This window comes from Paenibacillus sp. GCM10027630 (assembly GCF_042676305.1).
GTDB lineage: Bacteria > Bacillota > Bacilli > Paenibacillales > NBRC-103111 > Paenibacillus_S.
In genome coordinates, this window is the sequence record NZ_JBHTGY010000034.1 from 1 (window position 1) to 15,126 (window position 15,126).

Annotated in this window: 8 protein-coding genes; 2 read left to right on the forward strand and 6 right to left on the reverse strand. The window is 45.1% G+C overall.

Annotated features, from left to right (window positions below; genetic code table 11):
- The first annotated feature begins 760 nt into the window (after positions 1-760).
- On the forward strand, positions 761-1,138 hold the full coding sequence (locus ACFQ0C_RS16650) for an IS110 family transposase (protein ID WP_379368222.1): 378 nt from the start codon (positions 761-763) through the stop codon (positions 1,136-1,138).
- Positions 1,139-1,349: 211 nt separating this feature from the next.
- Entirely contained in the window at positions 1,350-1,910 is a 561-nt protein-coding gene (locus tag ACFQ0C_RS16655; protein ID WP_379368202.1) for a transposase, read from the forward strand.
- 667 nt (positions 1,911-2,577) lie between these two features.
- On the opposite strand, the gene ACFQ0C_RS16660 is transcribed toward ACFQ0C_RS16655, so the two are convergent.
- From ACFQ0C_RS16660 to ACFQ0C_RS16685, 6 genes are all read right to left on the reverse strand, one after another.
- Entirely contained in the window at positions 2,578-3,813 is a 1,236-nt protein-coding gene (locus tag ACFQ0C_RS16660) for an S-layer homology domain-containing protein (protein WP_379368203.1), read from the reverse strand.
- Between the two features lie 491 nt (positions 3,814-4,304).
- The gene (locus tag ACFQ0C_RS16665) at positions 4,305-4,679 is read right to left on the reverse strand and encodes a hypothetical protein (protein ID WP_379368204.1); all 375 of its coding nucleotides are present in this window, start codon (positions 4,677-4,679) and stop codon (positions 4,305-4,307) included.
- 178 nt (positions 4,680-4,857) lie between these two features.
- Positions 4,858-11,712, reverse strand: a complete 6,855-nt coding sequence (locus ACFQ0C_RS16670) for a polysaccharide lyase family 8 super-sandwich domain-containing protein (RefSeq protein ID WP_379368205.1) — start codon at positions 11,710-11,712, stop codon at positions 4,858-4,860.
- A 193-nt stretch (positions 11,713-11,905) separates the two neighbouring features.
- Positions 11,906-12,721, reverse strand: a complete 816-nt coding sequence (locus ACFQ0C_RS16675; RefSeq protein ID WP_379368223.1) for a carbohydrate ABC transporter permease — start codon at positions 12,719-12,721, stop codon at positions 11,906-11,908.
- A 7-nt stretch (positions 12,722-12,728) separates the two neighbouring features.
- Complete coding sequence (locus ACFQ0C_RS16680; RefSeq protein ID WP_379368206.1) at positions 12,729-13,682, reverse strand: carbohydrate ABC transporter permease; 954 nt, start codon at positions 13,680-13,682, stop codon at positions 12,729-12,731.
- Positions 13,683-13,748: 66 nt separating this feature from the next.
- Entirely contained in the window at positions 13,749-15,080 is a 1,332-nt protein-coding gene (locus tag ACFQ0C_RS16685) for an ABC transporter substrate-binding protein (RefSeq protein ID WP_379368207.1), read from the reverse strand.
- Between the last annotated feature and the right edge of the window lie 46 nt (positions 15,081-15,126).

Sequence of the window (15,126 nt, forward strand, 5' to 3'; positions counted from 1 at the left end):
ATCACCACTTTCCAAATTATTTACTATATTATATCAAATTAACGCGGTGAATTGGTGAATTATATTAAAGAAAAAAAAGACTGCCGAGACTTTCTCGACAGCCTGTATATTTTACCGTTAATAGTAATATATGAACAGTTTTTTGACATATGTAACAAATACCCTATTTTGAGAAGATGTAAAAAGGAGCTGCCGTGGCAGCTCCTTGAGCGTGTTTGTATAGAGTCCTTTATTGAACCAACGTTCTTTGTTACCTCAATTAAAACGCTGTTCAATGAGTAATGTGACTACGTCGGAAATGTTACAAAGTTCTAGTCAACCATCGGGAATGTTATCAAGTTCTTGTCAATTCGTTTTGACAAGAACTTGATAACATAAAACAAAAAAACCGCAATTTATGCGGCATTTAATGTTACTATGTTCTTGTCACCCGACAACGAAGCAGTAGTATTGATATCGTCTTTTCTTCTAGTTCTCAAATTAACTCCCTCCTCCTCTTACCTTTTCTTGGTACAGATTGTTTTTCCTGCATTCTCCTGCCCGTTAACAGTCCTGTAGGTGTTAGCAGATTGAATTTGCAGAAAAAAGGACGCCTCGCTACGATGAGTATGTACTGGGTTGCAGCCCTCAGAACTCACCTTAGGAGGCGTTATCATGAAGTTTAATCCAATTAAGTCTCAAAATCAACGTGTAGAACGAATCTGCACTACCACTTGCCAAGGAGAAACACGCAGCACAAGCCATTAATTTTCGAGGTATTATCCTCACCAGGCGCCCTATTCTATTTTCGAATGACCTTGCCGGATTTGAGCATTTAGAACACAGCATTCGGAAATTACAGAAGATGCACGGCATGAATGATGTCGTTGTGGGAATGGAGAGCACCGGTCACTACTGGTTCAATATTGCCAACTGGTTGGTGAGTCAAGGAATTGATGTGGCTCTTGTCAATCCAATGACAACCAAACGCAATAAGGAAAACAGAGATAACTCACCTTCGAAGAATGGCTCAAAGGATGCTCTGGTCATCGCCGATGCGGTGAGTCGCGGGTTCTACACGCCCTTCGCTCCAAAGGATGAAGCATTCCGCCGCATACGGGTTATGGTTACTAACAGAGAGCACTGGGTTGTTAAATAGGAAGGATTAAGAACAGAATCCACCGCTGGCTCGATATCCGGTTTCCAGAATACAGACAAGCATTTGATGACATTTTTAGCGATCGTTCTTTGGCCACTTTGCGTCGGTTCCCAGCCCCTTCTGACCTATTGCAGCTAACTTCGGAGCAAATGGTACAGATCTGGGGTGAGTACATGGCCAGACCTGGCGGGGTACAGGTAAGAACAAGGCTATGGAGCTTCAATCACTCGCTAGACATAGCGTGGGAGACACTATTGCCCTTGAAGAAGACAAATGGGAGCTGAGGCACCTCATCGAAGAGTATGAAAGAATCTGCCGAATCATTGATGAAGCGGACGAGATGATTGAAAAGATACTGCCTGAAATTCCTTGTTCAGATCTCGTTCGATCTGTCGGTGCTTCCGTTCCTGCAACAGCTGCCATATTAGCATTTGGCGGGGACTTACGTAAGCTATCTCACGGAAATCAGTTATTGCGCAAGGCAGGATTGAACTTAGCAGAACGAAGTTCCGGCAAGTATAAGGGGCAAATCAAGCTCATCAAACGAGGCAACTCACTACTGCGCAAGCATCTGTACTTCACTGTGTTTCACCTGTTATCTTTCAATGGAGCGTTCCAAGCCATGCATGCGCACAATACCGAAGTGAAACGAATGACGAAAATGCAGTCCATGATGAAGCTGATTGGGAAACTGGCCCGGATGCTTGTAGCCATGGCAAGAGAAGGACAAACATTCTCCATGGATAAGGCCCAGCCACCGTTAGCAGCATAAAAAGTAAATCGTAACCCAGACACGTAGATTGGCTCATTCGCAGGATCTGACAAAGAAAGCACGGAGTACCGAGATTTTTACGCTTTAGGGCATAGACCCGTTCCGTTAACGTTGATCGGACTCCACACCTTGGATAGATAGGACGAAGGAATGTGAGGGCAAAGACCCGTCGAGATTTGGGAGAGTGAATCCCCAAGGACCTTGTGGATAGAAGCGTGCAGCATACCTTTTTTTTGGTAAATGTTGTAAAAATGTTCAGCACCTTCTGTTCCCGCATGCGCTCTAACGGAACTGCCTGCCCTACACTAGCCAAACACCTAAACTCCTATTTAACATGTATATTGAAATCCTGCGAATGAGCGAGCATTCGTGAGAAAATCCTTATTCTCTGAGGGAGCTTAATTGTTAAGGTCCCCACTTTCCTACAATCCGTCGGGAATGAGATAATGTTCTTGTCAAAATCCCCTACTTTGCGGCTGGCTTGAAAAAATAAATCCGTCAAGAGAAAAGGGATAGTACCTGAGAAATAACAGGTACTATCCCTTTATTGCCTTCATCTTGCTATAACGAGCAGCAGCCACAAGTCTACTTCCCGAGCAAGTCGCCATGAGCACCTTAACGAGCTCGAAATGCTAAGCATGCGTAGCGTAAATCACTTCAACCGTCATTACTGTGTTGTTATATAAACTGATGTAGAAAGCGTGCTACTGTATAGTTGTCCGCCTAAAGCACCTAAAGGTATAGTTTCCACAAGGATTTGGAAGTGGCCTTTTGTTTGAAACCCTTCTTTAGGTATTACTAAGCCATATATTTCTTTACTTGCGTCTTTTGATTTGATCGCCGTAGATTGATGGATGCCATCTCGTGTCCCTATATAACCCAAAATATTAAGGGACAGACGTTTAATAGGATAGAGTTCTGGTTTCTTATCGACTACCAACTTGGAATCCAATAAGACAACATAAACTTTCATATCATCAGTAAATTGTGTTTCCTTGCCACCTACGATCCATACTAACTTGTCTTTGCTTGGTAATAATTTGCGATTAGGATCGTTTGGATCATTCCAGTCAATTGCTGTGATGCTTTCAACTACACCTTTAACGTGACCGTCTGGAGCTTCAACGGTTAAATTGCTAAGCTTCCAAGAATTAATTCCTACGTTGTTATTCATGTTTTGAGGACCATTAAATAGTTCTTTAGCAACTGTAAAGATATTCGTTTTGTGCCAATACATCTCGGCTGCAGCGACAGCATACTTATCTACAACAAGCTTCTTGCCTTCTTCTGCAGATAGAACACGCCCAATAACCGTAATAGCTTGAGCTCTCGTAGTCTTTCCTTCTGGGGAGATTTCTCCCGGGGCAGTGCCGGATATGATTCCATCGGTCGCAGCGAGATACATCCATTGTTTGTCTTGGACTGAAGAAATACCAAGAGCTCTAACAGCTACTTTAGACATTTCTTCCCTGGTCATTGGCTTGTTCCAATCGGAATCACCGAAGTCACCATCCTGATAGATGCCTGCTGCTTGTGCAGAATCAACATACGGAGTATACCAACTTCCAGATGCAGTTCCTACTTTCAGATCCAAAGCAGATACTGTCATTTTAACGAATTCTGCTCGAGTTACGTTGTTGTTAGGGAGAAAGCTTCCGTCTGGATAGCCGCTAACATAACCTTTTTTTAGGGCTTGATTAATATTAGATTCTGCCCAGTGTTCCGTGATGTCTTTGAACTTCTCCACGTCCTTATCGACGGCCCCTTTTACCGCATCATCGCCTAGTTCGACAGTGTTCTTGATATCGTCTCTGAATGCAGCCGTTATAGTTTGTGGCCCGATAGACGCTTGTGTGGATAAGAGAGTTAGTGCCGCCATACTTACCACAATTGATTTTTTCATAATTTTTTCCTCCAAAAGATGATTTTCTTAATCATAATCAATTCTGCTAAGGAGTGCGAATTTTGCTAACCCGAATTATATCGGATATCCAAGCGTGGCGGATCCGCTCCGATGTCCAGCTCTTACCGTACCCAAAAGTATGCGCCTTTTCCAACACATAATGTCCGGTTAAATCGTGCTGCAGCGTAGTCAAGCCTCCTGCACACAATTCCTCCGCATCGGCTACCTAGTCGGCCGATGGCGTACGCCGCCCGATGTAGCGGTTAATGCTCGGCGTCAAACGTTTGAAACACACGCCCTTGGAACGTTGTCTTAGCAGAATTGCCTTCCTGTAGAATCATCTCTCCCTCTCCCCGCTTCCAGAACCTAGAGGTTTCTCGGTGTTGTGCTTCGGCTCTATTTCAGTCCACAAAGATTCATCGGGGATGAGTCAAGTTCTTGTTATTGGATTTTGACAAGAACTTGATCCCATAAAACACAAAAGCCGCGATTTACGCGGCTATTAATGAGATAATGTTCTTGTCACTGCGGCTAAGTTTCACGAGCGTCCCCTCCTTAAAGAAGTTTCCCCGAGCTGCCGTTGTCGTTGAAGTCGACAATCGGCCAATGTTCTTGTCACCAATCGGGAATCGGATCAAGTTCTTGTCATCATCAAATGACAAGAACTTGATCTGATAAATGAAAAAGCCCGCGGTTTCCGCGGACCTCATTCGGCCAATGTTCTTGTCATCCGACAAGTATACCGGATCGGATAACGTTGAAGAACGAATCAAGCGCAAACCGGGAACTGCCGTATCATGCGTACCGTCCTCCAGTGTAAACTTCTCGATGGTCCGCAGCATTTCTCTCTTTGTTTCTCGAACCATTCATCCATCACTTTCTTAAGATTAACTTAACTTTATCCTCTTCTGGGAAGAGATGGACAGGCTTAAATCGTACACTTGGCTGCCCGACCGAATTCCTGCATTTCGCCGTGCCGAATGTATCATCGGCATAATAACCAAACGGGGTTTCCCAAATATAAGGAAAACCCCGTTTGCTAGACTACCTGTTATACAAGTTATAAATGATAACTGCTGTTTCAGCCCTTGTTGCTGTTGCCTTCGGATTTATTGAATTGCCGCTGCCTTTTATAATTCCAGCTTTAATCAAAGCTGCAACATCATTTAATGCGTAACCGCTTATTTGTGCCGAATCAGAATAGCCTTTCAGTTCCGATTCGGAAGCATTTGCCAATTGTCTTCCAGCCTTATTCATAGCTCTTGCTGCAAGAACAATCATGTCTTCCCTTGATATCTTGGCATCTGGATTGAAATTATTGTTACCAACCCCAACTGTAATTCCAAGAACTTTAGCTGTTGCCAGAGCTTCTGCATAATATGCACTTGAGCTTACATCTGCAAAGTTGCCTTGTGTTTTTGCAGATAACCCAAGAGCCTTAACAAGCATGAGTATGAAGTCTGCCCGCTTAACATCGGCAGAAGGATCGAAGGTTGTTTCAGAAGTACCGTTAATAACACCCTTAGATGCCAAAACTTCGATTGCCCTACTTGCCCATGAATATCCGCCAATGTCTCCAAAGCTCTTCTTCACATATGCCACTGCATAATTGCCGAAGTGTGTTGTTTTAAAGGTTACCTTACCCGTTCTGGAATCATATTTGCCTGTTGGTACCGCCAATGCCTTTCCTGCTTCATCAATGTACCATACGACGATATGTTCTGGATCGGCAAACTCAGCTGCTGTAGGCGTATACGGTATTTCCACGGTAACAGGCGCTTCAGGATTGCTCCATGATATCCTGCTGCCGTTTATACTTACATTGAGTTCTACTGCAGGTCTCATACCTATTTGTGACTTTACTGCCGTATCAATCACTACGTTTGTATCTGCTTTTGCTAGGGTGAGGCTTATACTCTGTGCCCCTTTTACATCTAATGGTGTGAGCATGTTTCCAGGTATTGATACCTTACCGAGTTCCGTTGCTATTTCGATCTTCTTTGATGCATTTTCTGACATCAGAGCTGGTACCGTGAAGACCGCTTCATATGCACTGGCTCCCTCAGCCTTCGGTACATTGATTATTGCTGTATCAGATGTTTTGAGAGCTTTGGTCAATGCATCTGCATCAATGGTAGTTGAAGCTACGCCTGCATCATTCACTACAGGTGCAGATGCCTGAATTGTACCCGGAGCATTTTCTATCGGCATTGTTGGCGGTGGGGTTACTGGCGGTATTGTTCCCGGTGTTCCGGATGAATCGCCTCCACTAGGATCTCTTCCACCATTACTTTGTCCGCTTCTTCTGACGGTTACAAAACATGTTGCTGTCTTACCGCCGTTTTCGGTTGTTACCGTAATTATCGCTGTTCCTGCTGCCACAGCGGTTACCCTACCATTACTGTCGACTGTTGCAACACTGGAATTACTGCTCGACCATGTTACATTCTTGTTTACTGCACTGGATGGTGTTATGGCAGCTGTCAGCTGTCCGCTACTTCTTACCGTCAAATCCATTGTGTTATTGTCAAGTGTTACTCCATTTACTTTCTTCGCTGCTTCCACCAGTTCCTCATACTGTCTTTCTGCAACTGCCAGTTCTTCATAGTTATCCACTAATGCTTTCTGATCATCAGACAGTTCATTATACGCTTGCCGTGCATCATCGATATCTCCCTTGCTTTTCAAGGTAACCATACCGATTGCATGAATCAATGCCTTTACTGTTTCCACTTCTGCATCAACAACTCTTATTTCCTTTTCATACATAAGCTGTGGATTAGCAACACTGATCGCTCTTACAACCACGGTCCCTACGCTAATTGCTTTTATTAAACCTTTGTTCGTTACGAGGAGTACACGTTCATCACTGGAAGTCCAGCTAATGTTCTTTATTGATGCATTATCGGGAGTAACTGAAGCATCAAACTGAGCAGTTGTCCCTTTCTCGATGATAGCTACACCACCTCGCACCTCAAGACTAGAAACTGGTATGGGAGCACCGTTATAATCTGTTACCGTTACTTCACTACTAGCATAAACAGCATCAGAAATCGTAGAATAAGCCTTAATGATTGCCGATCCTGTTGTTATACCCGTAACAACACCTTTATTTGATACCGTTGCTATTTCAGGGCTTAGGCTGACAAATGCAACACTTCCCTCATTTATATATGGTGGATCTGTAATAATAGCAGCTGTTTTCTTATGGTTTCGTAAAACAGTAAATTTTTCAGAAGCAAACTGAATGGAATTAACAGTTGTTTCTGCCAAACTTCCAATGACCTCAAATTCATATAAAGAATATCCAAACGTGGTACCGCGCTTAATACCTTGCATACGAACGTATCTTCCCTGTATCGGCTCATCAAGTACATACTTCTTCCATCCGGCAGCACCGTTTTTTTCATAGACTACATTTGTTACCGAATCGCTGTCATTGTACACCTGAATGTTATACTCTTTACCGTATGCTGCTTCCCAAAGCAAATTAATCTGATAAATATTGCTTTGAGCACCTAAGTCAATGGTATACCACTGATTGTCTGATCTCGCAGACGCCCAACGCGTTGATGGATCTCCATCTATAGCAGCTTTAGGATCACTATTAGTGGTGTCATTGCCACTTGTTGTTGCGGTTTTTCCAAGTGCAAGATTTTGAAGTACAACTCCATCTTGTCCGCTTTGTGCTTTAAACGAGAGAACACGGAACTCATAAAGTGAATAGGCAGCAGGTGCTTGTGTACCACTTAATCTAACATATCGATATTTTTGTACTTCATCAAATGCAATCCAGACATTACCGCCTTTACCGTTCGTCTCCGTATAAAGATTTACCCAAACGTTGCCATTCAGAGAACCCTGAACGACGTAATTGGTTGCATATTGCTGCCAGTTAAGCTCAATTGCTCCAAACCCCTTAGGTGATCCTAAATCGACCCGCAGCCATTGAACATTTCCTACACTGGATTCCCAACGCGAAAGATAATCACCATCTGTTGCTTTATTAGCAGTGTAAGTACCATTGGCAGAACTTGCAGAAGTATTTGCGTTAAGTGCGAGGTTTTCTGAAGTACGGACATTAATATTTGCACTTACATCTTCCTTCGTTCCAAGAACTTTAGCTGTTAGAACCGCTGATCCGAGTGCTCCAGCCTGCAATGCCCCTGTTGAAGAATTCACTATAGCAATATCCTTATCTGAAATCGTATAGTTTATTTCACCGGTCGCATTCATCGGTGACAATTTGACGACCGGGGCTAAATTATACTTCATAACTACTTCAAGCTGCCTATCCTTAAAGCGGATCTTTTGTATGGGTGCAATTTCATGGACATAGGATAAGTGTAGGTCGGCAATAGCAATTGAATCGGCTTCACCGCTTATTGTAAGCAATAGGTAGTTCGTACCATCCTCTAATTCAGGAATGTTGTAAACCACTTTATTGTAGTTCCCATAATCAAGACCGGCAATCTCTTGACTGGAAGCAACAGGCATATAGCTTTTCCCGTCTTTGGAAGACATAATCGAAACGGCACCGCCATTTGCTTTGGCGATAAAAGCAGTAAGATTGGCATTTCGTATATTGGTATAACTATAAAGCATCGTTGCATTTTCAGAGCCGTTTTTTATCAGAATATCCTTATCGCCGCCGAATTTAACACCATCTCCTTTCATATAGGCGGCACTACCTTTTACCTCATAGGTTCTGGAATCATCCAGCATCGTATCCATTACAAAACGGTCAGAAGTCCAGGCATAATTGATTACCAGTTTTGAAAGCTGTGGTGCCCAAATTTTCGTATTATTGGAAACGGAAATCTTGATAAACCTTATGGAGCGATCCAATTCCGCTGAATTGGTATATACAACTTTACTCCACTTATCTTTAACTACGGTTCCGTTTTTTGTTGCCGAAATAGGAATCCAGTTCTCATTATCTGTTGAACCAAAGAATTGAAGGATGGTATTATCCCCTGCACTAGCTAAACCATAATCATAGGTCGTCAGTTCAAAGTCTTTTGGTGTTGGCGTATAGTAGGTTACATATTCCTCTCGTCGTGGATTCGTTTTATCAGCATCATTTCTCTTAAAACGAGTAGAATCTCCATCATAATAAGTATTCGCATTGGAAGCGTCGAATGCCCATCCACCGGAATAACTGACCGTCTTGGAGAAATCTTCAAATTCTTCGATCAAAGTACGTGTGTTGCCAATACGATAGGATATTTCAGGCGATAGGCTGCCTTCCCCTGATTCATTAATTGCTTTAACTGCAAAATAATAAGTCGTATTTGCATTTAATCCTTTGATTTGCGCTGTATTTCCGGAAGTAACGAGCGATTCCGTATAATTTCCACTTTCCGTACCGTAAACCAGCTTATAACCTGTTGCTTGCGAAGCTTTTGCAAATTCAAGACTCAATGTGACATCGCTTAATGCCATATTTGTAATGGATGTTTCTCCTGGCGCCTCAAGTGGTTGGAAGGCAAACTCAGCTTCGATCGGATTCCCAAAAGAATGATCGACATCCAGCTCAAACCTAATTGACGGAGAAGTTTGAATAACTTTAATCCGGCTATCTTTAGAAATAACCCCGACAGCTGCCCGATTAATATCCACGGTAATTGTGCCCGAATTTCTCTTCGTCGTATCTGAAAGAGCAAAGCTAAGTTTATGATCATCTTCTTTTATCATCATAGAAGCAGCTTTATCAACAGTAAGATAATCTTTTACACCCATTGCATCAATGGATTGATCACCATCTTGCCAGAAGTTCACGCCAAGAGTATGGAGCGTTTTCTCATATACAGCGTGTACATTATTATCCTGGCGGATGACTTCAATCTCGCTGGACTCTGCATAGTTTTCAACCTGCTCTGCGGTCATTTCAGGCAATAGAACGTATGCATAGCTTTCATTCACCGGCTTTGAGCCATGATCAATCCACATCGTAAGGTAATTGGCTGATTGCACATCTTCATCTACATTATAAGAGCCCAAATCCGTCCATTTTCCTTTACGGGTTTCACGGACTGCGCCGATCTTGGTTTCTTTCGGAAAATAAACGCCAATATTGGAGCCTTTAACATTTCCTTCTATTAGTGCCCACCTGGCATTATCGATTTTACCGTTCCAGCCAAGCTTGTTCGACTGTTTTTCTCCATTGATAATTAGAGCATTATTACCTGTAATATAATGGTTGTCAATCGTAGTTTCAACATTGTTATTATGTGTAGAAGTAATACCTGATCCTAACGCTACAACCTCGTTATCAAACATAAACCACGATTTTTTTGCGCTCACTTTTGTGCTGCCGGATGAAATCTCCAGTCCGGCAGTACTGTAAGAACCATTAAGAGTGGTGCTTCCTGCAAAGGAGTTTGCATTTTTATGGCTGCCAACCGTGATGCCATTAACGGCAGTTACACCAGCAAGCCGATACCAGTCAACTGTTGGTTTTTGATAGGTATACTGTCCAATATCAGGTGTATAAACATAAGTCTGTCCAAGACCCGTATACCAACCTTTTGTATTACTATCCCCTTGCTCAAAGGTTGTGATATCTTTGCTATACATAGAAAGACCAAAAGAGAACTTGTCTGTAGTATGAACGGTTCTTGCACCTTTACCAAAGGTATAGCTTTTTCCCGCATTTGAAACCGGCTTGATTGAATCATCCTTAAGGATTTCCAAAGTTTTGGAGAGATTATATACGGGGAACATATACCATGCAACACCGGCACCCTCATTTAAAGTACGTATTGCATTTTCATTATTCATCCATTCCTTAATCATTCCTTTAAATCTCTTGCCCGCTTCCTCAGATACCGATTCGGAGAACAGTAGAACATCGAGGCTGATGGTAATGCCAGCATAGGCATCGGTCGTATCTTTACGGGTGATTTCACGTCCCCTTACCATATCCATGAAGACGCCTTTATACATAAAAGGCACATAACTTTTTTCCACGATGGTACTCATATTATCTCTTTCGGGGCCGGTAATTTTCCATGGAGAGTCATCAAGCATATAAATAAAGTGACTCACATCGGAAAATGCTTCTTTACCATAACCGCCATTATAAACAACATTTCCGTGCTGCATAAAAGTACCGTCTTCATAATAGCCATCGCCGCTTTTAACATATCCCATAAAGGAAGGAACATCATTTTTTACATATGCAAGGATTGAACTATCTTTAAGAAGAATTCCCGAATACATGCGGACACGATCCCTCCACAAAGCATTTGCACCAACATACATATAGGGGTCTCCCCCGACTTTGGTCGCTCCCCGATAAGCAGTTGATGTATAAGCCTGGATCTGTTCTGCTGTCAGATAATCATACATAAGCAGAACTGTCTCGCTAAAATAAATCGGCCCCCCAATTTCCCAAGTAAACCAATTCCCATAGGAATTCGTTTCTAATCCTATCTTAAAATGATTTTTATAAATATAATCCATTCCACGGAGTATCTCATTTTTCAATCTTTCATTCTGATAAAGTTCACAGCCTTTCGTCTGAAAGGCTAATGCCATAAACTTAAGGCTTCGGATCGTGAACTGGGTATTATTTGAATCACTATATGCAGAACCGCGATTGCCAAGCATATATTCCTTCCAAAGGTAATCATTGTCGCCCCAATCCGGTGTAGGATTAGGATTGATCCTGTCAAGAAGATCCTGCGCCACATTATTTATAGCGTTAAGCAACCCTTGCATATTCGGGTCCTTGGGATCATAATCACCGCCCATAGCCAAATATCGCCATTTTTCTCGCAGTTTATCAAATTCATCGACTGTTTTCCCTTGTGCGGAAACACTCACACTGTTCAAAACCATGGTCAGCATCATTACAAACGCTAAAACAATACTCAATAGTCGTTTTTGCTTCATAACGACTCTCCTTCATTAAATATTTTCAAGTGAAAAAAATTAATACACTTCATACCGGATTGTCGTATTTAGGCCTCGACCTTTGCCGCTGCCGGCGTAATCAAGCGTTGCAACCGCTTTCTAACAGCTGGAACTTGAGGCCCAGCCACTGCTGGCCGGGCCTATTTCATAAACGAATGATAGCTTGGAGTGGCTATCCTTTAATTGATCCCGCGAGCAATCCGCGTATGAAGAATTTTCCCAAGAAAATATATACGGCGAGGGTAGGCAGTGCCGCCAACAGCGCTCCCGCCATCTGCACGTTCCATTGCACGATCTGGCTTCCGGACAGGTTCTGCAGCGCGACCATAATCGGCTGCTGTTTCTGCGAAGTGAGCGATACGGCGAACAAGAATTCGTTCCATACGCTCGTAAACTGCCAGATGCCGACGACGACGAATCCGGTGATCGACAGCGGGAAAATTACCCTTCTGTAAATCCCCATGAAGCCGTTGCCGTCGATTTGCGCCGCCTCCAGCAATTCGTTCGGTATGCCGGCGTAGAAATTGCGGAACATCAGGGTGCATATAGGCAGACCATATATGACGTGAATCAGGATGAGGCCGGGGATCGAGTTATAGAGCTGCATCTGCTGCAAAAATTGAATCAGCGGAATGAGAATGCTCTGGTACGGGATGAACATCCCGAACAGCATCAACGCAAACAACGTATCAGAGCCCCGGAATTTCCATTTGGACAGCACATAACCGTTCATGGAACCCAGCAGCGAAGACAGCAGCGTCGCCGGGACGGCCAGATAGAAGCTGTTGGCCAGGTTCGGAATCAGCTTGTCGTAAGCTTCGTTATAGGCTGAGAAATTCAGACGGGAGGGAAGCTTCCACATCTGGTCCAGCGTAATTTCATCCACGCTCTTGACGCTCGTGACGAGCATGACATAGATCGGGACGAGGAAGACGGCTGCAAGCACAGCGAGTGTGAAGTACAGAACAAGCCATTTCGTGCGCGGCATCGCCATTCTACGACTTCTCCTTTCGGAACGCGGAAATCAAATAGGGCACGATGACGAGAGATACGAGCAGCAGCATGACCATCGCGATACCCGCGCCTTGGGCGTAATGATTCCCGCGGAAAGTCGTCTCGAACATATACATGCCGGGAACGTCCGTCACGAACATGGCGCCGGGACCCGTCATCGCGTAGATTAAATCGAATATTTTCAACGAGACATGCGCCAGAATGATGATCAGGCTCATAGAGATCGGTTTCAGCTGCGGAAGGATGACTTTGCGGAAGATTTGACGTTCGGCTGCACCGTCAACGCGTGCGGCTTCACGCAGATCTTCGGGAATGGCCCGTAATCCGGCCAAATACATCGCCATGGCGAAACCCGCCATTTGCCATACGGCGGCCAACACGACAGCGATAATCGCCATCGGAATGCCGAAATCGATCTGCCCGGTATGAACTTTAGGAATGATCTGGGTGCTGACGAACCAATCGGGCACATGCGTAAACCCGATTTTCTTCAGAATCAGATTCACTCCGGTTTTGGGCGATAGGATCCATTGCCAAACGACCCCGGTAACGATGAAGGACAATGCCATCGGAAAGATGAATACGTTGCGGAAGAAAATCTCCCCGCGGACTTTCGTATCGACAATCCGGGCCAGGAACAGGCCGACCATCATGGACAAGCCGATGAACAACACGGTAAAGAAGAGCGTATTGCGCAAATCGGACTGAAACCGAAAATCCTGAAAAAGGAAGCGGTAATTGTCAAAGCCGATCCAATTGGACGATTTCACGAGCGTATTCCAATCCGTAAAGGATACATAACCTGTCCAAGCGATGAATCCGTAAACGAATATCCCGATGACCACAAAAGACGGCAGGATCATCAGAATCGGCGCCATCCTGGCGAATGTCCGGCTGCGGCGTCTTGGAGCCGTTACGGAACCTGTGTCTGTCATAAGCGATCACTCCCAATAAGGATGGCCAGCCGCGCGATTCACGCGTCTGGCCCTTAATGCTATTCTCTACTTGATGCTTGAGCTTTGCGCTTGCTTCAGCGCTTTCAGCGCTTGATTCACATCGCCGTTGGTGACGAAAATGTTGACGACCTGGTTCGCTTGCGTCGTGAAGCCTTCGGGAGCGGCGGAGCCGTGAGCCATGCTCGGCGCCAGCTTGCTTGCCTTGAAATCTTCAATCGTCGATTGCCCGTACACGTCATACTTGGATTTGTTCGCATCGATGCGAGCCGGAATGGAGCCCTTCAGCGGGTTGAACACATCCTGTCCTTCTACCGAGCCGAGCACTTTCAGCCATTCTTTGGCTGCCTCTTTGTGCTTGGTGCCCTTCGGAATCGCGAACGTGTCGGTGACGACCATGAACATGCCGGACGAGTTCGGCGTCGCCACCCAGCCGAAGTCTTTGTTCGCGGTTAATTTCAGATCCGTCGTGAAGTAGCCCTTCGCCCAATCGCCCATCACGTTCATCGCTGCTTCGCCGTTCGCCACCAGCTGCGCGGCGTCCTGCCAGTTGCGGGCGGCATGGTCGGAGTTAATATAAGTTAGCATCTTCTTGAACGTTTCCAGCGAAGTCTTCACCTTGGCGTCGTCGAAAGACAGCTTGCCCGTCCACAGTTTCTTGTAATCTTCCGTGCCGAGCTGGCCGAGCAGCACGTTCTCGAACAGCATCGTGGCCGTCCACGGCTCCTTGTCGCCCAATGCCAACGGAACGATGCCCTTGGCTTTCAAAGCGTCGGCCACCGCGAAGAACTCGTCGAACGTCGTCGGGGCTTTCAGGCCGTTGTTGTCGAAAATTTTCTTGTTGTAGAACACCACGTTGCCGCGATGGATGTTGACCGGTACCGAGTAGATGTTGCCGTCCTTGCTAACCAGGTCGATCAGATCTTGCGGAAATTTGGTTTTCCAACCTTCCGCCTCGTACAGATCGTTCAGCGGGATGACCTTGTCAGCCGCCACCCAGCCGGTATTCAGTTCAGCGCCGCCGTGCACCTGAAACGCATCTGGCGGATCTCCGCCCTGCATCCGGCTTGCCAGCACCGCCTTGGCGTTCGTGCCGGCGCCGCCGGAGACGGCGGAATTGATGACTTTGATGTCGGCATGCTTGCCTTCAAATTCCTTGATGAGTCCTTTCAGACCCGCTTCCTCGCCCGCACCCGTCCACCAGCTGAAAATTTCGACTTGTTGATTGCCGCCGGGCGTGGCGGATGCGCTTGCGCTCGGCGGTGTGCTTGGAGAAGCCGCGGAAGGCGAAGCGCCGTTGTTCGATTTGCCGTTGCACCCCGTCAGTAGCATGCCGAGGACGGCCGCCGCCGTAAAAACCAGGCTCGCTTTTTGTTTCATGTAATTACCCCTTTCGATCCGATGAATGATGTAATCGCTTAACATC